Raw genomic sequence first — 23327 nt, 5'->3', positions numbered from 1 at the left:
AAGGCACCCATGCGCTATCCACTTCCCTACGCTTTCGCACGCAGCCAGCAGTTGCTGCTCGAAGAAACGGACGACGGCAACCTGACGCTCTGGATGCCGAAGGTGCCGCCGCGCAGTGCGCTGGGCGAAGTGCTGCGCAAGTTCCAGGTCAAGACCTTCGAGCCGCTCGCGCCGGACCAGCTCGCCAAGCGCATCAGCGCTGCCTACGCGCAAGGCGAGTCGAATGCCGCCGCAGTGGTCAGTGAAGTGCAGAGCGATGCCGACCTGTCGCGCATGATGCAGGAGCTACCCGCGGTCGAGGACTTGCTGGAATCGGCCGGCGATGCGCCGATCATCCGCATGCTCAATGCGCTGCTCACGCAAGCTGCGCGGGACGGCGCGAGCGACATCCACATCGAGCCCTACGAGCGGACCTCCTCGGTGCGCTTCCGTATCGACGGCACGCTGCGCGAGGTGGTGCAGCCCAATCGCGCCTTGCACGCGGCGCTGATCTCGCGCCTGAAGATCATGGCCGACCTCGACATCTCCGAGAAGCGCCTGCCGCAGGATGGCCGGATCAGCCTGCGGATCGGCACGCGCGCGGTGGATGTGCGCGTATCGACGCTGCCTTCGGCGCACGGCGAACGCGCGGTGCTACGTCTGCTCGACAAATCCGAGAGCAAGCTCACGCTCGAATCAGTGGGCATGCTGGGCGACACGCGCGCGCGCTTCGAGCATCTGATCGGACAGCCGCACGGCATCGTGCTCGTGACCGGCCCGACCGGCTCCGGCAAGACGACGACGCTCTACGCGGCGCTCGGCCAGCTCGATGCCAACAGCAGCAACATCATGACGGTCGAAGACCCGATCGAGTACGAGCTCCCCGGCGTCGGCCAGACGCAGGTCAACGCGAAGATCGACCTGACCTTCGCCAAGGCGCTGCGCGCGATCCTGCGACAGGATCCGGACGTGATCATGATCGGCGAGATCCGCGATTTCGAGACCGCGCAGATCGCGATCCAGGCATCGCTGACCGGTCACCTCGTCTTCGCGACGCTGCACACCAACGATTCCGTCAGCGCGGTGACCCGGCTGACCGACATGGGCGTCGAGCCCTTCCTGCTCAGTTCATCGTTGCTCGGTGTGCTGGCGCAGCGGCTGGTGCGCAAGCTGTGCCCCGTGTGCTCGGCGCCCGGCCCGGGCGGCGGCGAGGCGGTGCCCGTCGGATGCGACGCCTGCGGCCAAACCGGCTATCAGGGCCGCACCGGCATCTTCGAGCTGCTGGTGGCGGACGACGCGGTGCAATCGCTGATCCACAACCGTGCGCCAGAAAGCCAGATCTTCGTGGCGGGCGAGCGCGGTGGCTTGCGCTCGATGCGCGAGGACGGTGAGCGGCTGGTCAAGGCCGGCGTGACCTCGCGCGCCGAGCTGCTCCGCGTCACACGCGAATAGTCAGTCCGCCACGACGAGGTTCTTGGTCTGCGGATCGGTCACGATCTCGCGCACCTTGCCGGCCTTGTCGAAGACGACCTGGTATTCGGCAAAGCTGCTGATCCACATGCGCCAGATCTCGGCATCGAGCTTCGGGTTCTCGCTGCTGATCGGCCAGCCGACCGCCATCGCGACCTGCTCGCGCGTCATGCCCTTGGTCACCCGCGCTTCCTTGATGGCCGCCTGGATCTTCGGCGGGAAGGTCGCGATCTTGGCGGCCGGGTCTTCCTGTACCACCCAGCGCTGGGCGAACCCGCCGAGGTCGATGTCGCGGCTGTAGTCGTTGCCGATGTCCTGCTTGCCGCCGTTGATCTCGACGTGCACGCGATACCGGCCATAGCCCGTCACGCGAACCGGCGTGCCCACCGGGATGATGCGCTTACCACTTTCGGCATAGTTGCTGTCGCTGGCCCAACTGCCGTCGGTGCGCAGGTTGCAGCACAGGTAACCGCTGAACGTGGGCTGCGCCCACGCGGGAACGGCAAGCGCACCGAGCAGAGTTGCAACGGCGGCGAAATGGCGAACCGGCATGATGAACTCCTCTGATTGCTATTGCCCCGACAATGCGGGCTCGCGCATTCTGCAACCCGTCCCCCATGCCTGCCTATTCCTTCGAAGCCATAGACCAACAGGGGCAGCCCCGCAAGGGCGTTCTCGAAGCCGACACCGCTCGCAGTGCGCGCGGGATGCTGCGTGCCCAGTCGCTGATTCCGCTGGAAGTGACGGTCGTCGGCAGCGCCGAGAGCGGCGCACCGGCCGCCAGCGGCTGGAAGCGCGTGATCGGCGGCGGCCGCATCTTCAACTCGACCACGCTGGCCGTCTGGACGCGCCAGCTCGCCGGGCTGGTGTCCTCGGGACTGCCACTGGAGCGCGCACTGACAGCGCTCACGGACGAGGCAGAGAACGAGCCGCAGCGCAACCTCGTCGCCTCTTTGCGTGCTGAAGTCAACGCGGGCTCGCCCTTCGGCCGTGCACTCTCGCAGCATCCGCGAGAGTTCTCCCCGATCTACACGGCCGTGATCAGCGCGGGCGAGCAGAGCGGCAATCTCGGCCTGGTGCTCGAACGCCTCGCGGACGACCTGGAGCAGCGGCAGGCGCTGCAGCAGAAGCTGGTCGGCGCCGCGCTGTATCCGGCGATCGTGACCGTGGTCGCGATCGTGATCGTCGTCTTCCTCGTGAGCTACGTGGTGCCGCAGGTGGCCAATGTCTTCGCGGGGACCAAGCGCGCCCTGCCGATCCTCACCGTCGCCATGCTCGCGATCAGCGACTTCGTCCGCAACTACGGCTGGATGATGCTGGGCGTGATCGTGCTCGCGTTCCTCGGCGCGCGGGTTGCGCTGTCGCGTGCCGCATTTCGCGAGAGGTTCGATGCGGCCTGGCTCAACCTGCCGCTGGTCGGCAAGCTCTCGCGCGGCTACAACGCAGCACGTTTCGCAAGCACGCTCGCGATGCTTGCCACTGCCGGGGTGCCCATTCTTCGTGCGCTGCAGGCGGCGTCCGAAACGCTGGGCAACCGCGCGATGCGCGCCGACGCGCTCGATGCGCTGGTGCTGGTGCGCGAAGGCGCACCGCTCGCTTCGGCACTCGCGCAGAAGAAGCGCTTCCCGGGCATCGTCTCCATGTTCGCGCGGCTCGGCGAACAGACCGGCACGCTGCCGTTGATGCTCCAGCGCGCGGCCAATCAGCTCGGCGCCGAAGTGCAACGCCGCGCCATGCATCTCGCGACGATCCTTGAACCGCTCCTGATCGTGGCGATGGGCGGCGTGGTCATGCTGATCGTGCTCGCGGTACTGATGCCGATCATCCAGCTCAACCAGTTCGTCAAGTAGCGTATGCCGGTCACCCTCGAAGACAAGCTCGTCGTTGCGATTTCATCGCGCGCCCTCTTCAACCTCGAGGAAGAGAACCGCATCTTCGAGGCGGGCGACGATGCCGGCTACATGAGGCTCCAGCTCGAACGGCTCGACGTGCCGGCCCAGCCGGGGATCGCGTACTCACTGGTGCGCAAACTGCTTCGCTTCAACGATGACGGCATGCAGCGCGTAGAGGTGGTGATCCTGTCTCGCAACGATCCCGTGTCAGGCATGCGCATCTTCCGTTCAGGCCTGGCGAACGGCATCACGCTGCAGCGCGGTGTGTTCACGCAGGGCCGGCCGCCGTTCGGCTATTTGCGGCCGCTGCGCGCACATCTCTTTCTTTCGGTGAACGCCGAAGATGTGCGCGAAGCACTGCGCGCAGGCTTTCCTGCGGCGCGCGTGCTGGTCGAATCGGTGCACGCGAGCGATGCCTATCCCAACGAAGTGCGCATTGCCTTCGACGGCGACGCGGTGCTTTTCAGCGACGAGGCGGAGCGCATCTTCCAGGCGGAGGGGCTCGACGCCTTCCAGCAGCACGAATCCAGCCATGCGGAGATGCCGCTCCCCGAAGGGCCTTTCAAGCCGCTGCTGGCCGCACTCCATCGGCTCCAGCTTGCGAGCAACCCCGCGATGCGCATCCGCACGGCACTGGTCACGGCACGCAGCGCGCCCGCGCACGAGCGCGCGATCCGCACGCTGATGAAGTGGAACATCAAGGTCGACGAAGCGATGTTCCTCGGCGGGCTTCCCAAGGGCGAGTTCCTGCGCGAGTTCGAGCCCGACTTCTTCTTCGACGACCAGACGGGCCATGTGGATGCCGCCGCGCGCCACGTACCCGCCGGCCACGTCGCAAGCGGCATCAGCAACGAGCGCTGACCGCGGCGGCAGCGCACCACTCACAGGAGCGAATGAAATGACCGTCCCTCATCGCCCATTGCTCCTTCGTCATGCCGACGTGTTGGTCACCATGGACGCCGGCCGGCGCGAGATCGCTGACGGCGCAGTGGTCGCGGAGGGCCCCGCCATCACGTGGGTCGGCGCGACGGCCGATCTGCCGGCCGTCTATGCCGAGGCGGCGCGAGACGGCCGCGCCGATGCGATCGACATGCGCGGGCATGTGGTGATGCCCGGCCTCGTCAACACGCATCACCACATGTACCAGAGCCTGACGCGCGCGGTGCCCGAAGCGCAGGATGCAGAGCTCTTCGGCTGGCTCACCAACCTCTACCTGCTGTGGGCGCGCATCACGCCCGAAATGATCAGGGTCTCGACGCAAACCGCGATGGCCGAACTGATGCTCTCCGGATGCACCACCACGAGCGATCACCTGTACCTCTTCCCGAACGGCGCGCGCCTCGATGACTCGATCGAAGCGGCCGACGCGATGGGCATGCGCTTCCATGCCTCGCGCGGGAGCATGAGCGTGGGCCGCAGTCTCGGCGGGTTGCCGCCCGACGAAGTGGTGGAGACGGAAGACGCCATCCTGCGCGACAGCGAACGCCTCGTCGATCGTTGGCACGACTCGTCGCGCCACGCGATGCGGCGCATCGTGCTGGCCCCCTGTTCGCCGTTCTCCGTTTCGCGCGACCTGATGCGCCTGTCGGCGGAACTGGCTCGTGAACGCGGCGTGTCGTTGCACACGCACCTGGCCGAGAACGACAACGACATCGCCTATTCGCGCGAGAAGTTCGGCATGACGCCCGCCGAATACGCCGAAGACCTCGGCTGGGTCGGGCATGACGTCTGGCATGCGCACTGCGTGAAGCTCGACGAGGCCGGCATCGCGCTCTTCGGCCGCACCGGCACCGGCGTCGCGCACTGCCCCTGCTCCAACATGCGACTCGCCTCGGGCATCGCGCCGATCGGTGCGATGCGCCGCGCCGGCGTGCCGGTCGGCCTCGGCGTGGACGGGAGTGCTTCGAACGACGGCGCGCACATGCTCGGCGAGGCACGGCAGGCGATGCTGCTTCAGCGCGTGGGGTTCGGACCTGCCGCGATGACGGCGCGCGAGGCGCTGGAGATCGCGACGCTCGGCGGCGCACGCGTCCTGGGCCGAGACGACATCGGCGTGCTCGCGCCGGGGATGTCGGCCGACATCGTGGCTTTCGACATGAACGACGTCGCGCACGCCGGCGCGGGTCACGACCCGGTCGCGGCCCTGGTGTTCTGCCAGCCGGGCGCGGTCGCGCTGAGCGTGATCAACGGGCGCGTACGCATTCGCGACGGCCGTTTCGAGAATTTCGAGCTCGCACCGCTGCTGACGCGGCATCGCGATCTCGCGCGCACGCTATACGAGAGCGCGCGGCATCCGCACGCCGCCTGAAGCATCCTTTTTCAGCGTTACTTAAGACTGCGACGCGGCTCGGCGGTAGCATGAAAGCAACGCGCCTTCCCGGCGCGAATCCATGCCCACGCCATGAATTCTCCTGACGGCTCCAAGAACCTCCTTGCCACCCTGCGCCGCATTGGTGCGTTGACCGCACCCTACTTCCGATCGGAAGAGAAGTGGACCGCCCGCGCGCTGCTCGCGGCGATCGTTGCGCTCAACCTGGGCGTGGTCTACATGCTGGTGCTCAACAACCAGTGGTACGCGCGCTTCTACGATGCCCTGCAGAACAAGGACCAGGCGGTGTTCTGGCGCGAGATCGTCTTCTTCTGCTGGATCGCTGCCGGATACATCGCCATCGCGATCCTCAAGTTCTATCTGACCCAGCTGCTGCAACTGCGGTGGCGGGCATGGATGACGCGCAGCTACCTGTCGCGCTGGATGGCGGACCACACCTTCTATCACCTGGAGCTCGCGCGCTACGGACAGAAGGATGGCCAGTCGCCCGACAACCCCGACCAGCGTATCCAGGAAGACATGCAGCTCTTCACCGACTACACGATGACGCTGTCCATGGGGCTGCTCAACGCGGTCGTCACGCTGGTGAGCTTCATCGGCATCCTGTGGGGCCTGAGTGGCGAGACGACGTTCTCGCTCTTCGGCAACAGCTACACCGTGCCGGGTTCGATGGTCTGGATCGCCCTCGCCTACTGCGCGGCGGGCACGATCATCACGCACTACATCGGCCGTCCGCTGATCGGCCTCAACTACCAGCAGCAGCGCTTCGAAGCCGACTTCCGGCATCACCTCGTGCGGGTGCGCGAATACAGCGAAGCCATCGCGCTCGACCGCGGCGAACAGGTGGAGCATGAGCAACTCAAGCTGCGCTTCGGTTCTGTCCTCAAGAACTACCTTCAGCTGATCAACAAGCAGAAGAACCTCGTGGCCTTCACCGCCTCGTTCGGCCAGGCATCGGTGATCTTCGCGTTCATCGTGCAGGCGCCGCGCTTCTTCAGCGGCGCGATCCAGCTGGGGCAGCTGATGCAGGTCAACTCCGCGTTCGGCCGCGTCCAGGATTCGCTGAGCTGGTTCGTCGACAACTACGACCGCGTGGCCGTCTGGCGCGCCACCGCCGACCGTCTCACCAGCTTCGAAGCCGCGATGCGGGCGCATGCGAGCGAGACGAGCGCATTGGAGCGCACCCCGGCAGTCAACGGCGAAGGCCTGAAGGCGGCAGACGTGAGCGTCACGCTGCCCGATGGCGTGCCGCTGATCCAGGGCGCCGCGCTCGCCGTCCAGCCTGGCGACAACGTGCTGCTTCAAGGCCCCTCGGGCAGCGGCAAGTCGACCTTGTTCCGGGCCTTCGCGGGCATCTGGCCATTCGCGAACGGCCGTGTCTCGATACCGGCGAATGCGATGTTCATTCCGCAGCGCCCCTATGTGCCGAACGGCCGCCTGCGCGATGCGTTGGCCTATCCACAGCCGGCGAGTGCCTACAGCGACGCGCAGCTCGTGCAGGCTCTGAAGGAAGCGATGCTGCCCGATCTCGCGGCCCGTCTCGACGACAGCGACGCGTGGAGCCAGAAGCTCTCCGGCGGCGAACAGCAGCGCCTCGCGATCGCCCGCGTGCTGCTGCGCAAGCCGGCTTGGGTCTTTGCCGATGAAGCGACGAGCGCGCTGGATGCCGAGACCGAAGAGACCCTCTATCACCGCCTCACGGCGGGCGTGAAGGCCGCCGGCGGCGCGATGGTGTCGATCGCGCATCGCGCCTCGGTCGGCGCTTTCCACGACAAGCGCTGGACGCTGGTGCCCGAATCGAACGGCGGGGCGGCCCGCTACAGGGTCGAGGCGATGTAGCGCTCCCAGCCGCGGGCACGCAGCTCGCAGGCCGGGCAATTGCCGCAACCGTAGCCCCAGCCATGGCGCTGGGCACGATCGCCGAGATAGCAGGTGTGCGTGTCCTCGACGATGAGATCGACCAGCGCCGGCCCGCCGATGCGATGGGCCATCTCCCAGGTGGCGGCCTTGTCGATCCACATCAGCGGCGTTTCGATCAGGAGCCGCCGATCCATGCCGAGCGACAGTGCAAGCTGCATTGCCTTCATGGTGTCGTCGCGGCAATCGGGATAGCCGGAGAAGTCGGTCTCGCACACTCCCGTCACGATCACGTCGATGCCGCGCCGGTACGCGAGCGCACCGGCGAGCGTGAGGAACAGCAGGTTGCGCCCCGGCACGAAGGTGTTCGGCAAGCCGTTCGCCTGCATCTCGAACGCGATGTCCTGCGTCAGCGACGACGCGCTGATCTGCCCGAGCACATCGACCGTGAGCATGTGGTCCTCGCCGAGCCGCGCGTCCCAGCGCGGGAAGCGCTCCCGCAATTGCTCGAGCACCTTGCCACGCACTTCGAGTTCGATGCGATGGCGCTGCCCGTAGTCGAAGCCGACTGTTTCGACGCGTTCGTATTTGTCGAGCGCGGCGGCGAGGCAGGTGGTTGAATCCTGACCGCCGGAGAACAGGACAAGTGCGGTGGTGTGCATGGTGATCTTCGTTCCCTGAAAGGGCGCGAGTTTGGCACTACCCCCGTCGAGTGTCGAACGACAGCTCAGCCGTCGCGTTACAGGAACCGCTCCAGCAGCTTGCGCGAATGGCGGTCCAGCGCCTTGACGTCCGGGATGCGGAACTGCAGCCCGTGCGCGCTGGCGATCAGCAGCGCACCGCGCTCCAGCCGGCGGATGTCTTCTTCCGCCTTGAGCACGAAGCTGGTCTCACCGCGGTCCGTGCTCACGCTCCATGTGCTCGGCACGCCGAAGCTCGACACCTTGTGCAGCTTGAGCAGCTTCGGCGCGAAGTCGCGCGCCCGCAAGTCCTGGTCGAGCAACTCGCGCATCGGCGCGGGCAAGTCGGCGATCTGGTCGATCCAGACGAGTTCGCGTCCGTCCGGCCCGACCAGCGAAATCCCGTGATCCGGCGCAGTCAGTGGAAATGCCCGCACCGGCACGACGCCCGCGTGATGAACGCCCTCGGCATCCGTCAGCACGAGCCGCCCGAAGGCATCGCGTTCAAGTTGAAAGTCGTTCATGCGTCCCCCGCCGGATGGGCTGCGTGCGCACCGAGCGCAACGGCCACGGCGCTGCGTTCAGCCGCCGCGCCCGCGCTTTCTTCTTCATCGGCCTGACGCAACTGCGCCTGGTAGAGGCGCCAGTAGGCGCCCTGCTTTTCCATCAGCGCATCGTGCGGCCCCACTTCGACGATCTCGCCGCGGTCCATCACGACGAGGCGATCGGCCTTGCGCAGCGTGGAAAGCCGGTGCGCGATCGCGATCGTGGTGCGGCCCTGCACGAGGTTGTCGAGCGCCTTCTGGATTTCCTTCTCTGTCTCGGTATCGACGGCCGACGTGGCCTCGTCGAGGATCAGGATGCGCGGGTCGATCAGCAGCGCCCGCGCGATGCTGATGCGTTGCCGCTCGCCACCCGAAAGCCCTTGCCCACGCTCGCCGACCAGCGAGTCGTAGCCGTGCGGCAGCCGCAGGATGAAGTCGTGCGCATGCGCCGCACGCGCCGCCGCCACGATTTCCTCGCGGGTCGCATCCGGCTTGCCGTAGGCAATGTTCTGCGCGATCGTGCCGAAGAAAAGGAAGGGCTCCTGCAGCACCAAACCCACGTGCCGTCGGTAGTCGGCCACCGCGAACCGGCGGATGTCGGTGTCGTCGACCTTGATCGCGCCATCGGTCACGTCGTAGAAGCGACAGATCAGGTTGACCAGCGTGCTCTTGCCCGAGCCGCTGTGCCCGACGAGGCCGATCATCTCGCCCGGTTCGATCACCAGATCGAGGTCGCGAATCACCGCGCGGCTGCCATAGCGGAAGCCCACATCGGACATCTCGATGCGGCCCCGCACCCGATCGACCTGCACCGGATTCGCGGGCTCAGGCACGTTGCTCACGTGGTCGAGGATGTCGAAGATCCGCTTGGCGCCGGCAGCCGCTTTCTGCGTGACCGAGACGATGCGGCTCATCGAATCGAGCCGCGTGTAGAAGCGGCCGATGTACGCGATGAAGGCGGTCAACACACCCACCGTGATGCTGCCGCGGGCCACCTGCCAGATCCCGAAGGCCCAGACCACCAGGAGACCGACTTCCGTCAGCAACGACACGCTCGGCGTGAAAAGCGACCAGGTCTTGTTGAGCTTGTCGTTGACCTGCAGGTTGTAGGTGTTGGCGGCGCGGAAGCGGTCGGACTCGCGCTTTTCCTGCGCGAAGGCCTTGACGACGCGGATGCCAGGGATGGTGTCGGCCAGCACGTTGGTGACTTCGCTCCACACCCGGTCGATCTTCTCGAAGCCGGTGCGGAGCTTGTCGCGCACCACGTGGATCATCCAGGCAATGAACGGCAGGGGCACCAGCGTAACGATCGCGAGCAGCGGGTTGATCGAGAACAGGATCACCGCCGTCATCGCGATCATCAGCACGTCGGTGAGGAAGTCGAGCGCGTGGAGCGACAGGAAGACGTTGATGCGGTCGGTCTCCGAGCCGATGCGCGCCATGAGGTCGCCAGTGCGCTTACCGCCAAAGTAATCCAGAGGCAAGGTCAGCAAGTGTTCGTAAGTGGTAGTGCGCAGGTCGGCGCCGATGCGTTCGGACACCAGCGCCAGCAAGTAAGTACGTGCCCACCCCAGTGCCCAGCCGACCAGCGCCGCAGCCAACAGCGCGCTCAGGAACAACACCACCTTGTGGACCGCGATCTGCTGCCCGTTCTGGAACGGGATCAGGATGTCGTCCATCAGCGGGATGGTCAGGTAGGGCGGCACCAGCGTCGCGGCGGTCGAGGCCAGCGTCAGCAGAAACCCGATGATCAGCTGCTTGCGATACGGCTTGGCGAAACGGCCGAGCCGCAGCAGAACCCAGGTGGACGGCGGGGTCTGGAGTTCGGCTTCGCCCAAGTCCTCCGCCTCGGCGCCCGGCAGTGTCACTTGCGCGACACGCTCGGCATGCTGCTCGAACAGCTTCTGCACCTTCAGCGCCGCGGCCTGGTGCGCCAGGGTGTATCGCCACCGGGCCAGCCGGCCCTTTTCGTCCAGGAGGTCCAGCGTGCCAATGCCGGCATGGTCGGAAAGCTGCAATTCCAGGCCTTCGGCGGGCAGCGCCCACTCGAACCACGCACCACCCGGATTGCGCACGAGCAGGCGCCGATCGGTCAGGGCGAGCAGCCCGGATGCAAACCGAAGTTCCTCGTCAAGGTCAACCGGCAGCGTCGCCAGAACGTTTTCCGCCGGTATGAGCTGGCTTTCCAGCGCCGCTGAAGCCTCCTCAGATTCGCCCTCCGGGGTGCCGACTGGATCGTGATGTTGCATTGTGTTTCTGTTTCTTCGGCCCGCTGCCGGACCCTTCATGGCGCCCAGGACCTGTTTCCGAGGGCGCCGATTCTGACCGATCGCCATGGGCGCCGTTGAGGGCGCCGCGGTGCTCGGCCAAAGCACATCGAACGTTTTCATGACCCGTTTCGACGACATCCGACTGCTGCGCATCAACTATTTGCGCGGCCCGAACCTCTGGACCTACCGACCCGTGCTGGAAGTCTGGCTCGATCTCGGCCGGCTGGAGGACCATCCGTCCAACCTGATCCCCGGTTTCACCGACCGGCTGACCGCCCTGCTGCCGGCGCTGATCGAGCACCACTGCGGTGTCGGCGAGCGCGGCGGCTTCATCCAGCGCCTGACCGAAGGCACTTGGGCGGGCCACGTGCTCGAACACGTGGTGATCGAGCTGCTGAACCTTGCCGGCATGCCCACCGGCTTCGGGCAAACCCGGAGCACTTCGGAGCATGGCGTCTACCGCATGGTCTTCCGCGCTCGTGACGAGCAGGTCGCCCGCGTCGCGCTGGCCGAAGGCCACAAGCTGCTGATGGCGGCAATCAACAACGACCCCTTCGGCGCGGCGGAAGTGCAGAAGGCGGTCGATGCGGTCAAGGCCAAGGTCGAGGACTGCTACCTCGGCCCGAGCACCGCCTGCATCGTCGGCGCCGCGACGGATCGCGGCATCCCGCACATGCGCCTGAACGACGGCAACCTCGTGCAGCTCGGCTACGGCGCCAACCAGCAACGCATCTGGACCGCCGAAACCGACTACACCAGCGCGATCGGCGAATCGATCGCCAGCGACAAGGAACTCACCAAGTCGCTGCTCGCAGGTTGCGGCGTGCCGGTGCCCGAAGGCCAGGTCGTCGCCGATGCCGACGAAGCCTGGGATGCCGCCGAGGACATCGGCCTGCCGGTGGTGGTCAAGCCTTCCGACGCCAACCACGGCCGCGGCGTTTCGCTCGAACTGAACACGCGCGAAGAAGTCATGGCCGCCTTCGCGGTCGCCGAGCCCGAGGGCAGCGATGTGATGGTCGAACGTTTCATCCGTGGATCGGAACACCGCCTTCTGGTGGTCGGCGGCCAGGTGGTCGCGGCCGCGCGCGGCGAAATCATTACGGTGACCGGCGACGGCCGCGCCACCGTCTCGGAACTGATCGACAGCCAGCTCAACAGCGACCCCCGCCGCGGCGCGGAAGAGGAATACCCGCTGGACGTCATCGTTCTCGAAACCGACGCCAAGCTGCAGCTCGAACTCAAGCGCCAGGACCTCGACGGCAACTCGGTGCCCGCCACCGGCCGCGTCGTCACGATCCAGCGCAACGGCAACATGTCGATCGACTGCACCGACCAGGTGCATCCTGAAGTGGCGCACGCGGCCGTGCTGGCTGCGCGCGTGGTCGGCCTCGACATCGCCGGCATCGATCTGGTGGCGCAGGACATCGCCAGGCCGCTGCACGTGCAAGGCGGTGCGATCGTCGAAGTCAACGCCGGCCCTGGCCTGCTCATGCACCTGAAACCGGCCGTCGGTTCGCCGCGCCCGGTGGGCCGCGCGATCTGCGATCACCTCTTCCCGGACGACGCGCCGGGCCGCATTCCGGTGGTCGGCGTCGCCGGCTCGCGTGACACGGCGGTGCTGTCGCGGCTCGTCGCCTGGCTGATCGGCCTCGGCGGCCGCCACACCGGCCTCGCCTGCCGCGATGGTCTCTTCCTTGAGCGCCGCCGCGTCGATGCACGCAACAGCGCCAACTGGGAAGCCGGCCATCGCCTGCTGGTCAACCGCGCGGTTCAGGCGGTCGTCATCGAGAACGGCGCCGAGACGATCCTGCGCGATGGTCTCGCTTACGACCGCTGCGAAGTCGGCATCGTGACCGACCTCGAAGGCTACGAAGCGCTCTCCGAATTCGACATCATCGAGAGCGACCAGATGGTCAAGGTGCTGCGCACGCAGGTCGACGTGGTGCTGCCTGAAGGCACCGCGGTGCTCAACGCGGCCGATCCGCGCGTGGCCGGGCTCGCGCCACTGTGCGACGGCGGCGTGATCTTCTATTCGACCGACCCGCAGGCGGAAGCGCTCGCCAAACATCAGGCCGATGGTGGCAAAGCGGTACTGATCCGCCAGGACCGCGTGGTGCTCGCCAACGGCGCCAGCGAATCCTTCCTGCCGGGCCTCGGTCGCCTGACCGTCTGGCGCGCCACGCATGTCGGCGTCAGCCTCGAAAGCCTGCTCGCGGCGGTCGCCGCCGGCTGGGCCATGGGCATTCCGCTGAACCTGATCGGCGCCGGCGTTGAAGCCTTCGAAGCCGATCTGCAAGCTGCGCTGGCATCCCTGCAGCTCTCGCAAACGCTGCTGTCCCCCGAACAACAACTCGCCTGAAGGCCTGAGAAACGAACGGACATCCGACCCGCAAGGGCCGTTGATCACTGCCATGGAAGTCATCCGTACCCGCGCCCTGCGCGGCCCCAATCTGTGGAGCCGCCATACCTGCATCGAGGTTGTCGTGCGCTGCGAAGGCGACGAGAACGCCGTCGAGCGACTGCCCGATTTCGAGAACCGCCTGCGCGCGCTCTTCCCCACCATTGGCGAACTGCATCCGATCGTGCTCGGCCAGCCGCTGGCGCTCGCGCATGTGCTCGAGAACGCTGCGATGGCGCTTCAGGCGCAGGCAGGTTGCGCAGTGAACTTCGGACACACTTCGCGCACCGTCGAAGAAGGCGTCTACCAGGTCACCTTCCAGTACAGCGAAGAAGCCGTCGGCCGCCGCGCGCTCGAACTGGCGCTCAAGCTCATCGAAGCGGTCCGCACCGGCGGCGAATTCGATGCCACCGCCGCGATCACCGAATTGCGCGATCTCGATGAAGACGAGCGCCTCGGCCCCAGCACCGGCTCGATCGTCGATGCAGCGGTCGCACGCGGCATTCCGTATCGCCGGCTCACCAGCGGCAGCCTCGTGCAGTTCGGCTGGGGTTCGAAGCAGCGCCGCATCCAGGCCGCCGAAGTGGACAGCACCAGCGGCGTGGCCGAATCGATCGCGCAGGACAAGGAGCTCACCAAGCAGCTCCTGAATGCCGCCGGCGTTCCGGTGCCGCTCGGCCGTCCGGTCACGGACCTCGAGGACGCATGGGCCGCCGCACAGGAAATCGGCATGCCGGTCGTGGTCAAACCGCAGGACGGCAACCAGGGCAAGGGCGTGACGGTCAACATCACGACGCGCGAGCAGCTCGATGCAGCCTTCGCATCTGCCGCGCACTACGGCGAAGTGATGGTCGAGAAATTCCTGCCGGGCTTCGACTTCCGCCTGCTGGTGGTGGGCGATCGCCTCGTGGCCGCCGCGCGTCGCGATCCGCCGCAGGTGATCGGCGACGGCGCGAAGACGGTGCGCGAGCTGGTCGACATCGTCAACCAGGACCCGCGCCGCGGCGAAGGGCACGCGACCTCGCTGACCAAGATCCGACTCGACGACATCGCTGTCGGCCGTCTCGAATCGCAAGGTCTCACGCCCGACAGCGTACCGGCGCTCGGCCAGCGCGTGGTGCTGCGCAACAACGCGAACCTTTCCACCGGAGGCACCGCCACCGACGTGACCGACACGGTTCACCCCGAAGTCGCAGCGCGCGCTGTCGATGCGGCGCAGATGGTTGGCCTGCACATCTGCGGCGTCGACATGGTCTGCGAGAACGTGCTGCGCCCGCTCGAAGAGCAGCACGGCGGCGTGGTCGAGGTCAACGCCGCGCCCGGCCTGCGCATGCACATCTCGCCCTCGTTCGGCCGCGGCCGCGCGGTCGGCGAAGCCGTGATGGACACGCTCTACGCCCCTGGCGACGACGGTCGCATCCCGGTCGTGGCGGTCACCGGCACCAACGGCAAGACGACCACCGCCCGCCTCATCAATCACCTGCTCGCCAGCAGCGGCCTGCGCACCGGCATGACCAACACCGACGGCGTCTACGTCGACGGCCGACAGACCGACAGCGGCGATTGCAGCGGGCCGAAGAGCGCACGCAATGTGCTGCTGCATCCCGATGTCGATGCGGCCGTGTTCGAAGTCGCGCGCGGCGGCATCCTGCGCGAAGGCCTCGGTTTCGACCGCTGCCAGGTGGCCGTCGTGACCAACATCGGCAGCGGCGATCACCTCGGCCTGAACTACATCACGACGGTGGAAGACCTCGCCGTGCTCAAGCGCGTGATCGTGCGCAACGTCGCGCCCGGCGGCTATGCAGTGCTCAACGCGGCTGACCCGAACGTCGCCGCGATGGCGACCACCTGCCCCGGCAACGTGATCTTCTTCGCCGCGGACCGCCAGCACCCCGTCATGGCCACGCACCGCGCGCAGGGCAAGCGCACCGTCTACGTCGACCAGGACGCCGTGGTCGCGGCCGAAGGTTCGTGGCGCGAGCGCATTCCGCTTCGCGACGTGCAGATCACTCGCAACGGCACCATCGGCTTCCAGGTCGATAACGTGATGGCCTCCGTCGCCGCCGCATGGGCGGTCGGCCTGGACTGGGACACCATCCGCAGCGGTCTTGCGAGCTTCAACAACGACGCCGCAGGCGTGCCCGGCCGCTTCAACGTGATGGACTATCGCGGCGCGACAGTGATCGCCGACTACGGCCACAACACCGACGCGATGCGCGCGCTGGTGTCCGCGGTCGACACCATGCCCGCGAAGAAGCGCTCGGTCGTCATCAGCGGCGCGGGCGACCGCCGCGATTGCGACATCCGCGACCAGACCGCGATCCTCGGTGAGGCATTCGACGACGTCATCCTCTACCAGGACGCCGCACAGCGCGGACGCGCCGACGGCGAGGTGATGGCGCTGCTGCGCCAGGGCCTCGAAGGCGCGGGACGCACCCGCTTCATCGATGAGATCCGCGGCGAGTTCATCGCGATCGATTCCGCGCTCGCACGACTCCAGCCCGGCGATCTCTCGCTGATCCTCGTCGATCAGGTCGACGAAGCGCTCGCTCACCTCGCAAAGCGCATCGCGGAGGGCTGAGCGGCCGGTCTTGTCCGACACGAATGCGCGCCGGTGGGCGCTGGCCCCCGGCCCGCCCGCTTCACATACTTTGAACTCCTGGCGCGGCTCTGCCGTGCCGCAAAGCAAAGGAGTGACCAATGAAGAGTGCTGTTCGTTCGTGTCTTGCCGTTCTTGCCGCTGCGGGTGGCCTTGTCACGGCCTCGTCGGCCCTGGCCCAAACCGGATCCCTGCCCTGCGACGGCGTGAAGCAGGACCGCGCCGCCTGTCTGCGCGAACGAGGTGCGGCGGCCCAGACCGCGCGCCAGGGCGGCTTTCCGAAGATGGATGAAGCCCAACTGCGCCAGAACGCACTGGCCCGCTGCGGCCGCCAGCCCCCAGCCGATCAGGCGGCCTGCGAGCAACGCGTGCTCGGCACCGGCCAGACCACGTTCACCGGCAGCGTGCTGGGCGGCGGCGTGATCCGCACGACGGAAACGCCGGTCCCGGCCTCCCCAATGTCGGACGCCCCCATGCCCCCGCCCGCACCACAGATGGCACCGATGCCGGCAACGCGGCCCGCCCCGATGCAGAACCCGATGCCGATGCCAATGCCCGCTCCAACGCGTTAATTTGCGCATCGTCAATTCACGGCCCCGGGTGTCATAAAACAGTAACAATGCAACCGGGCCCCGTGGCTATATTCGTGGGCTTGTCTCAATCGAGGAGAGTTCCCCATGAACGCCATCAAGGTCGCGCGTCGCTTTATCGAAACCGACCCGACCAACGAGTCGGCACAAATCCTTGCGAGGCTCGTGCTCGCGCTCGAATCGGAAAACAGTTTCGAGCTCGTGCACTTGTACGGCCTCGACTACAAGAGTTTCCAACTGGCCATCGACATCCTCAAGGAATGGCGACTGGACCGGTACTACGCAAGCAAGTCCAAGCTGTTCGATCTTTCGCTGCAGGTCCGCGAACTGCAGGAGTGATGCCGACCAGTGACCGAATTCGAACTCAAGTTCCAGATCAGCCCCGAGCAACGCGCAGCGGTCGAAGCGGCCGTGGGCCGCGGCCGCTCGCATGTGTCGCGCCTGCGCGCGCGCTATTTCGACACCGCCGACGGTGCACTGGCTGCGCAGCGCATCGTGCTGCGCCTGCGCAAGGAAGGCCGCACCTGGTGGCAGACCTCAAAGGCGCCGGGCGGCACGCTGCTCGAACGCCATGAGCACAACGTCGAGTTGCCACCCGCTGCTGCCCGCGAAGTGCCGGTGCCGCGCATCGAGCGCCATGACGGCACGCCTGTCGGTGGGCTGATCCACGACGCGCTCCGCAAGGCCGGGCACGATCCCGCGACGGTGGAACTCGTCGCGCTCTACGGCACCGACGTGCGCCGCACCACACGCGAGATGCGTACCGGCGACGCCCTCGTCGAACTCGCCTTCGACCATGGCGAAGTGACCGCCAGCGAACGCTCGCACGCGCTGTGCGAACTCGAGATCGAGCTGAAGAGCGGCAGCCCGCATTCGATGCTCGAACTGGCCCATCGCTGGCGCAACCGCTACGGGCTCTGGCTCGACATCGTGTCGAAGTCCGCGCGCGGCCAGCGCCTGGCCAAGGGCGAGCTGTTCGGCGATCCGGTCAAGGCCGAGCCGCCCAGCCTCGAAGGCGATGCCGACAACGGGCCGCAGGTGCTCTGCGCGGTCATCAAGTCATGCCTGTCGCAGATCCTTGCCAACGCGAGCGAGGTCGCCGCGGGCAGCACCGCAGCCGAACACGTGCACCAGTTGCGCGTCGGCATCCGGCGACTGCGCACCGCGCTGCGCGAAATGGAAGCGCTCGCCCCCTCGCTGATCAACCCGGCATGGGAATCGGCGCTGGTCGACGCGTTCCGCGAACTCGGTCGTCAGCGCGACCGCGACCATCTGCTGCAGGATGTGCAGCCCCGGCTGGAAGCCGTCGGCGCACCGCCGATCACGTGGGCCGACGAACCGTCGCCGCGCGCGCCCGCCGACGTGGTCCGCAACGCCGCATTCCAGAGCACGCTGCTTGAGCTCGTGGCCGCCACGCTTCCGACCGAAACAGCGGACGGCGACGAGCCCGACAAGCCCGCTGCGGAACCCGCCTCCGCGCACAAGCCCTTGCGCAAGCGACTCGCGAAACTGCATCGCCAGGTGGTGCGAGATGGCCGGCGCTACGAAGCACTGGAGCCCGCCGCGCAGCACCGGGTGCGCAAGCGGCTCAAGCGCCTGCGCTATCTCGGCGAATTCGTCGCGCCGATCTTCGGTTCGCGCAATGCGAAGCGCTACCTCAAGAAGCTCGAACCGGCGCAGGACGCACTCGGGCAGCACAACGACAACGCGGTCGCCATCGCCGCCTACCGCGACAACGCGCCGCACGATGGTCGTTCGTGGTTCGCGGTCGGCTGGCTGAGCGCGCGGCAGCCCGCGAGCGCCGTCGAATGCCGCAAGGCACTCGACGAGATCGCGAAGGCAGAGCCCTTCTGGAAGTAGTCAACGCCCCCAGCGCAGCACGAGGGGATCGAGCCGCCGCGCGGTTTCGATCAGCCCGGCGCGCGTGTCCGGGTGCATCGCCGCGAGCGGATGCCGCGGCGCTTCGCAGGCGATCACGCCGCCCTCTTTCATCAGTGCCTTGCAAGCCAGCAGACCCGCCTGCCGGTTCTCGTAGTTGATGAGCGGCAGCCATTGCTGGTAGCGCTCGAAGGCCTGCTCGCGGCGGCCCGAGAGGTGGTCGAAGATGATCGAGCGCAGCCCATCGGGATAGCCACCGCCCGTCATCGAACCAGTCGCGCCTGCATCGAGATCGGCCATCAGCGTGATCGCCTCTTCGCCGTCCCACGGCCCTTCGATCGCATCGCCGCCGAGCCGGATCAGCTCACGCAACTTGGAGGCAGCGCCCGCGGTCTCGATCTTGAAGTAAGCGACGTGCTCGATCTCCTTCGCCATGCGTGCGAGGAACGGCGCCGAGAGCACCGTGCCGCTGGCAGGTGCGTCCTGGATCATGATGGGAATGTCGACCGCATCGGAGAGGCGCGCGAAGAAGTCGTATATCTGCGGCTCGCCGACGCGGAAGGTCGCACCGTGATACGGCGGCATCACCATCAACATCGCCGCGCCCATTTCCTGCACGCGGCGGCTGCGTTCGGCGCACACCTTGGTGCTGAAGTGCGTCGTGGTCACGATCACGGGCACGCGGCCCGCCACATGCTCGAGGATCGTTCGCGTGAGCACTTCGCGCTCGTCATCCGACAGCACGAACTGCTCGGAGAAGTTGGCGAGGATGCAGATGCCGTCCGAGCCCGCATCGATCATGAAGTCGATGCAGCGCTTCTGGCTTGCGAGATCGAGCTCACCTGATTCAGTGAAGGTGGTCGGCGCAACCGGAAAGATGCCCTGGTAGCGGCGTTGGGTCGATGTCGAAGTGGTCATGGTCTTCAATCAATGGGAATGCTTCGGCACCGCCGCACCGCGGCAGCCGACGAGGAAATCGAAGTCGCAGCCTTCATCGGCCTGCAGCACATGGTCGACATAGAGGCGCTGGTAACCGCTGCCCTTCTCTCGCGGAGGTGCGATGGACTGCAGCCGATCGGCCAGTTCCGCATCGCTGATGTCCAGATGCAGCCGGCCCCGGTCGCAATCGAGCTCGATCCAGTCGCCGTCGCGCACCACCGCGAGCGGCCCGCCGGCTGCGGCTTCAGGCGCGACATGGAGCACCACGGTGCCGTAGGCGGTGCCGCTCATGCGCGCATCGGAAATCCGCACCATGTCCTTGATGCCCTGCCGAAGCAGCTTCGGCGGCAGGCCCATGTTGCCGACCTCGGCCATGCCCGGGTAGCCCTTGGGTCCGCAGTTCTTCATCACCAGCACCGAGCTCGCATCGACATCGAGCGATTCGTCGACGATGCGTTCCTTGTAGTGTTCGAAGTCTTCGAACACCACCGCGCGCCCGCGATGCTTGAGCAGTTCGGGCGAAGCCGCCGACGGCTTGAGCACCGCGCCGCGCGGAGAAAGGTTGCCGCGCAGGATGCACATGCCGCCATCTTCGATCAGCGGCTTGTCGATGGGACGGATCACCTCATCGTTGTGGCTCGGGGCTTCGCGTACGTTGTCCCACAACGATCGGCCATTGACCGTGAGCGCATCCGGATGCGGCAGCAGACCGTTTTCGCCGAGCCTGCGCAGCGCCGCCGGCAGGCCACCGGCGTAATAGAACTCTTCCATCAGGAAGCGCCCCGAAGGCATCAGGTCCACGAGGGTCGGCGTGCCGCGCCCGACGCGCGTCCAGTCCTCCAGTTCGAGCGGCACGCCGATGCGCCCTGCAATCGCCTTCAAATGGATCACCGCATTCGTCGATCCACCGATGGCCGCATTGGTGCGGATCGCGTTCTCGAAGGCCTCGCGCGTGAGGATCTTAGAAAGCGTGAGCCCTTCGCGCGCAATCTCCACTGCGCGCATGCCCGACATCTGCGCGAGCACGTAGCGACGCGCATCGACCGCCGGAATCGCCGCGTTGTGCGGGAGCGCCACACCGAGCACCTCGGCCATGCACGCCATCGTCGATGCCGTGCCCATGGTGTTGCAGGTGCCCGCCGAGCGCGACATGCCTGCTTCTGCCGAGAGGAACTGATGCACGTCGATCTCGCCGGCCTTCATCGCCTCGTGCAGTTGCCACACCGCAGTGCCGGAGCCGATGTCGCGCCCCTCCAGCTTGCCGTTGAGCATCGGCCCGCCCGACACCACGATCGCGGGAATGTCGCAACTCGCCGCACCCATCAGCAGCGCGGGCGTGGTCTTGTCGCACCCGGCAAGCAGCACCACCGCGTCGATCGGATTGCCGCGGATCGCCTCTTCCACATCCATGCTCGCGAGATTGCGCGTGAGCATCGCGGTGGGCCGCAGGTTCGATTCGCCGTTGGAGAACACTGGGAACTCGACCGGGAAGCCGCCGGCTTCGGAGATGCCGCGCTTCACATGCTCCGCAATCTTGCGGAAGTGCGCGTTGCAGGGCGTCAGCTCCGACCATGTGTTGCAGATGCCGATGATCGGCCGCCCGTCGAACTCGTGATCGGGAATGCCCTGGTTCTTCATCCAGCTCCGGTACATGAAGCCGTTCTTGTCGGCCGGGCCGAACCAGTCGGTGGAACGCAGTTTCCTGGGTTTCTGATCGGACATGCGGAATTCCTAGCGCTCGGCGGCACGCGCCGTGAAGAGTCGTTGAAGCAGGCAGAAGATGAACAGCAGCACGCCGACCACGATGCGGGTCCACCATGAACTCAGCGTGCCGTCGAAGGAAATGAGCGTCTGGATGATCCCGAGCATCAGCACGCCGAACAGCGTGCCCACCACATAGCCGACGCCCCCGGTGAGCAGCGTGCCGCCGATCACCACCGCAGCGATCGCATCGAGTTCCAGGCCCACCGCGTGCAGCCCATAGCCCGACAGCATGTAGAACGTGAAGACCACGCCGCCCAGCGCCGAGCAGAAGCCCGAGAGCGTGTAGACGCCGATGATGGTCGAGCGCACGGGCAGCCCCATCAGCACTGCCGACTGCTCGTTGCCACCGATCGCGTACACCGCGCGGCCGAAGGGCGTGTAGTGCGCGACGTACACCGCGATCACCACCACGCCGAGCGCGATCAAGCCGCTGAGCGAGATCGACGCCCCGCCCCACACTGGCAGACGCCACTGCGAGATGTCCGAATAGACCTCGTTGGTGATGCTGATCGAATCGATGCTGATGAGATAGCAGAGCCCGCGCGCGAGGAACATGCCTGCGAGCGTGACGATGAAGGGTTGCAGGCGGAAGCGCTCGATCAGCAGCCCCATGAAAGCGCCGAATAGCGTGCCCATCACCAGCACCAGCGGGATCACGATCGCGGGGCTCCAGCCGTGCTTCTCGACCAGCGCGGCCGACACCATGGTGGTCAGCGCGATCACCGAGCCGACGGACAGGTCGATGCCGCCCGAGAGAATCACGAAGGTCATGCCCACCGCAACCACGCAGAGGAATGCGTTGTCGATCAGCAGGTTGAGGAACACCTGCAGCGAGAAGAAGCCGTCGTAGAACACCGAGCCCAACGTGCCCATCAGCACGAACAGCGAGATGGTCGCGGCCAGCGGCAGGTACTTCGGATTGAAGCGCGTGCGCGGGCGCGTCTCGGCGGCGGTGCCTGCTTTCGCGCGCACCGTAGTCGATTCAGGTACCACCGCGCTCATCGCACAAACTCCCCACGTGCCGGCCGCTGCACGAGCTGGCGAAGGCTCGCGCGGAACTCGGCCGATTGCAGCAACATGACGACGAACACCACTGCCGCCTTCACCACCAGGTTGATCTCCGGCGGCACGCCCAACGAATAGATGCCGTAGGTCAGCGTCTGGATGATGAGCGCGCCGATCACGCTCCCCACGAGGCTGAAGCGCCCGCCGGTCAGCGCCGTGCCACCGAGCGTGACCGCGAGGATGGCATCGAGTTCCAGCAGTTGACCCGCGTTGTTGCCATCGGCGCTCTTCACGTTGGAGCTGATCAGCAGGCCCGCCACGCCCGCGCAGAAGCCGCAGAACATGTAGGCGCCGACGATGATCCGCCGCGCCCGCACGCCCGCCACGCGCGCCGCGCTCGGGTTGATGCCGACCGACTGAACGAAGAGCCCCAGCGCGCTGTGCACGATCGCGAGGTACACCAGCGCGAACACCAGCGCCGCGACATAGACCGAGAACGGCAGTCCGAAGAGATAGCCATTGCCGACGAAGAAGAACGGCTTGTAGTAGATCGTGATGATCTGCCCGCCGGTGATGAGTTGTGCGATGCCGCGCCCCGCCACCATCAGGATCAGCGTTGCGATGATCGGCTGCATGCCGACGCGCGCCACCAGCAGGCCGTTCCACAGCCCGCAGATCGCCGCGACCGCAAGTGCCGCGACGATCGCTATCCACATCGGGAAGCGGCTCACCTCGGCAGCAGTGCCGTTGTTGACCACGAGCGAGCCGCCGATCATCCATGCGGCCAATGCCCCGGCAATCGCGACCACCGCGCCCACCGAGATGTCGATGCCGCGCGTGGCGATCACCAGCGTCATGCCGAGCGACACCAGCACCAGCGGCGATGCGCGGTTGAGGATGTCGATCAGGCTCCCATAAAGATGCCCGTCACGCACCTCGATGTGCAGGAAGCTCAGGTTGAACACCGCGTTGATCGCCAGAAGGATCAGCAGCGTGATGACCGGCCACGCGAGCCGATGGCGGAAGATGGCACTCATATCAGGACCCCGACACTTTGTGCATCACCGACGAAGCCAGGAACCCCGCGGAACCGGCTTCGCCGGGCCGCAGGGGTTGCCCCCGGTAGGGGGTG

At 66.6% G+C, this 23327-nt stretch carries 18 protein-coding genes; 10 read left to right on the top strand and 8 right to left on the bottom strand.

Translation table 11 applies throughout. The annotated features are described in order from the left end of the window. The first annotated feature begins 9 nt into the window (after positions 1-9). Entirely contained in the window at positions 10-1431 is a 1422-nt protein-coding gene (gene gspE / locus FHW64_RS08200) for a type II secretion system ATPase GspE (protein WP_184524923.1), read from the top strand. On the opposite strand, the gene FHW64_RS08195 is transcribed toward gspE, so the two are convergent. Continuing rightward, positions 1432-2001 carry a hypothetical protein gene (locus FHW64_RS08195; protein WP_184524921.1) on the bottom strand — a complete coding sequence of 190 codons (570 nt, stop codon included), beginning with the start codon at positions 1999-2001 and terminating at the stop codon, positions 1432-1434. Between the two features lie 65 nt (positions 2002-2066). On the opposite strand from FHW64_RS08195, the gene gspF reads away from it, so the two are divergent. From gspF to FHW64_RS08175, 4 genes are all read left to right on the top strand, one after another. Next, complete coding sequence (gene gspF / locus FHW64_RS08190; RefSeq protein ID WP_184524919.1) at positions 2067-3299, top strand: type II secretion system inner membrane protein GspF; 1233 nt, start codon at positions 2067-2069, stop codon at positions 3297-3299. Between the two features lie 3 nt (positions 3300-3302). After that, positions 3303-4202, top strand: a complete 900-nt coding sequence (locus tag FHW64_RS08185) for a 5'-nucleotidase (protein ID WP_184524917.1) — start codon at positions 3303-3305, stop codon at positions 4200-4202. 37 nt (positions 4203-4239) lie between these two features. Next, a complete protein-coding gene (locus FHW64_RS08180) occupies positions 4240-5649 on the top strand; it encodes an 8-oxoguanine deaminase (protein WP_184524916.1) in 1410 nt (469 codons plus the stop codon). Positions 5650-5742: 93 nt separating this feature from the next. After that, positions 5743-7509, top strand: a complete 1767-nt coding sequence (locus FHW64_RS08175) for an ABC transporter ATP-binding protein/permease (RefSeq protein WP_184524914.1) — start codon at positions 5743-5745, stop codon at positions 7507-7509. On the opposite strand, the gene queC is transcribed toward FHW64_RS08175, so the two are convergent. The 3 genes from queC to FHW64_RS08160 all read right to left on the bottom strand — a co-directional run bounded on the left by queC (position 7488) and on the right by FHW64_RS08160 (position 11001). Further along, complete coding sequence (queC, locus tag FHW64_RS08170; RefSeq protein ID WP_184524912.1) at positions 7488-8189, bottom strand: 7-cyano-7-deazaguanine synthase QueC; 702 nt, start codon at positions 8187-8189, stop codon at positions 7488-7490. The two genes, FHW64_RS08175 and queC, sit on opposite strands and share 22 nt — an antisense overlap. A 77-nt stretch (positions 8190-8266) precedes the next feature. After that, positions 8267-8731, bottom strand: a complete 465-nt coding sequence (locus tag FHW64_RS08165) for a DUF1854 domain-containing protein (RefSeq protein WP_184524910.1) — start codon at positions 8729-8731, stop codon at positions 8267-8269. Continuing rightward, the gene (locus tag FHW64_RS08160; protein WP_184524908.1) at positions 8728-11001 is read right to left on the bottom strand and encodes an ABC transporter ATP-binding protein; all 2274 of its coding nucleotides are present in this window, start codon (positions 10999-11001) and stop codon (positions 8728-8730) included. Before FHW64_RS08160 ends, FHW64_RS08165 begins: the two co-directional genes overlap by 4 nt. A gap of 139 nt (positions 11002-11140) precedes the next feature. On the opposite strand from FHW64_RS08160, the gene cphA (FHW64_RS08155) reads away from it, so the two are divergent. The 5 genes from cphA (FHW64_RS08155) to FHW64_RS34695 all read left to right on the top strand — a co-directional run bounded on the left by cphA (FHW64_RS08155) (position 11141) and on the right by FHW64_RS34695 (position 18469). After that, positions 11141-13381: a cyanophycin synthetase gene (gene cphA / locus FHW64_RS08155; protein WP_260303718.1), complete on the top strand. Its 2241-nt coding sequence runs from the start codon at positions 11141-11143 to the stop codon at positions 13379-13381. A gap of 52 nt (positions 13382-13433) precedes the next feature. Continuing rightward, positions 13434-16001 (top strand): cyanophycin synthetase, encoded by a 2568-nt coding sequence (cphA, locus tag FHW64_RS08150; protein WP_184524904.1) that lies wholly within the window; start codon positions 13434-13436, stop codon positions 15999-16001. A gap of 119 nt (positions 16002-16120) precedes the next feature. Next, on the top strand, positions 16121-16591 hold the full coding sequence (locus FHW64_RS08145) for a hypothetical protein (protein ID WP_184524902.1): 471 nt from the start codon (positions 16121-16123) through the stop codon (positions 16589-16591). A gap of 105 nt (positions 16592-16696) precedes the next feature. Next, positions 16697-16948 (top strand): hypothetical protein, encoded by a 252-nt coding sequence (locus FHW64_RS08140; protein ID WP_184524900.1) that lies wholly within the window; start codon positions 16697-16699, stop codon positions 16946-16948. A 9-nt stretch (positions 16949-16957) separates the two neighbouring features. Then, on the top strand, positions 16958-18469 hold the full coding sequence (locus tag FHW64_RS34695) for a CYTH and CHAD domain-containing protein (RefSeq protein WP_184524898.1): 1512 nt from the start codon (positions 16958-16960) through the stop codon (positions 18467-18469). Here the strand turns inward: FHW64_RS34695 and FHW64_RS08130 are convergent, their stop codons facing one another. Genes FHW64_RS08130 through FHW64_RS08115 form a run of 4 tightly spaced genes read right to left on the bottom strand, consistent with a single transcriptional unit; the run spans position 18470 to position 23232 of the window. Next, positions 18470-19405: a dihydrodipicolinate synthase family protein gene (locus tag FHW64_RS08130; protein ID WP_184524896.1), complete on the bottom strand. Its 936-nt coding sequence runs from the start codon at positions 19403-19405 to the stop codon at positions 18470-18472. A 9-nt stretch (positions 19406-19414) separates the two neighbouring features. Then, the gene (locus FHW64_RS08125) at positions 19415-21148 is read right to left on the bottom strand and encodes an IlvD/Edd family dehydratase (RefSeq protein ID WP_184524894.1); all 1734 of its coding nucleotides are present in this window, start codon (positions 21146-21148) and stop codon (positions 19415-19417) included. 9 nt (positions 21149-21157) lie between these two features. Next, on the bottom strand, positions 21158-22192 hold the full coding sequence (yjfF, locus tag FHW64_RS08120) for a galactofuranose ABC transporter, permease protein YjfF (protein ID WP_184524892.1): 1035 nt from the start codon (positions 22190-22192) through the stop codon (positions 21158-21160). After that, positions 22189-23232, bottom strand: coding sequence for an ABC transporter permease (locus FHW64_RS08115; protein ID WP_184524889.1), 1044 nt, complete (start codon positions 23230-23232; stop codon positions 22189-22191). The genes yjfF and FHW64_RS08115 overlap by 4 nt, the downstream gene beginning before the upstream one ends. Positions 23233-23327: the final 95 nt, after the last annotated feature.

It is taken from the genome of Variovorax sp. Sphag1AA, from assembly GCF_014192575.1.
Lineage (GTDB): Bacteria > Pseudomonadota > Gammaproteobacteria > Burkholderiales > Burkholderiaceae_C > Variovorax.
Note: the sequence above shows the minus strand (reverse complement) of the source record. Positions and strands in the feature narration are given on the sequence as shown.

Bases quoted from the DNA above. Each gene is read 5' to 3' on its own strand.
- gspE (WP_184524923.1), top strand. From the start codon at position 10: ATGCGCTATCCACTTCCCTACGCTTTCGCACGCAGCCAGCAGTTGCTG.
- FHW64_RS08195 (WP_184524921.1), bottom strand. From the start codon at position 2,001: ATGCCGGTTCGCCATTTCGCCGCCGTTGCAACTCTGCTCGGTGCGCTT.
- gspF (WP_184524919.1), top strand. From the start codon at position 2,067: ATGCCTGCCTATTCCTTCGAAGCCATAGACCAACAGGGGCAGCCCCGC.
- FHW64_RS08185 (WP_184524917.1), top strand. From the start codon at position 3,303: ATGCCGGTCACCCTCGAAGACAAGCTCGTCGTTGCGATTTCATCGCGC.
- FHW64_RS08180 (WP_184524916.1), top strand. From the start codon at position 4,240: ATGACCGTCCCTCATCGCCCATTGCTCCTTCGTCATGCCGACGTGTTG.
- FHW64_RS08175 (WP_184524914.1), top strand. From the start codon at position 5,743: ATGAATTCTCCTGACGGCTCCAAGAACCTCCTTGCCACCCTGCGCCGC.
- queC (WP_184524912.1), bottom strand. From the start codon at position 8,189: ATGCACACCACCGCACTTGTCCTGTTCTCCGGCGGTCAGGATTCAACC.
- FHW64_RS08165 (WP_184524910.1), bottom strand. From the start codon at position 8,731: ATGAACGACTTTCAACTTGAACGCGATGCCTTCGGGCGGCTCGTGCTG.
- FHW64_RS08160 (WP_184524908.1), bottom strand. From the start codon at position 11,001: ATGCAACATCACGATCCAGTCGGCACCCCGGAGGGCGAATCTGAGGAG.
- cphA (WP_260303718.1), top strand. From the start codon at position 11,141: ATGACCCGTTTCGACGACATCCGACTGCTGCGCATCAACTATTTGCGC.
- cphA (WP_184524904.1), top strand. From the start codon at position 13,434: ATGGAAGTCATCCGTACCCGCGCCCTGCGCGGCCCCAATCTGTGGAGC.
- FHW64_RS08145 (WP_184524902.1), top strand. From the start codon at position 16,121: ATGAAGAGTGCTGTTCGTTCGTGTCTTGCCGTTCTTGCCGCTGCGGGT.
- FHW64_RS08140 (WP_184524900.1), top strand. From the start codon at position 16,697: ATGAACGCCATCAAGGTCGCGCGTCGCTTTATCGAAACCGACCCGACC.
- FHW64_RS08130 (WP_184524896.1), bottom strand. From the start codon at position 19,405: ATGACCACTTCGACATCGACCCAACGCCGCTACCAGGGCATCTTTCCG.
- FHW64_RS08125 (WP_184524894.1), bottom strand. From the start codon at position 21,148: ATGTCCGATCAGAAACCCAGGAAACTGCGTTCCACCGACTGGTTCGGC.
- yjfF (WP_184524892.1), bottom strand. From the start codon at position 22,192: ATGAGCGCGGTGGTACCTGAATCGACTACGGTGCGCGCGAAAGCAGGC.
- FHW64_RS08115 (WP_184524889.1), bottom strand. From the start codon at position 23,232: ATGAGTGCCATCTTCCGCCATCGGCTCGCGTGGCCGGTCATCACGCTG.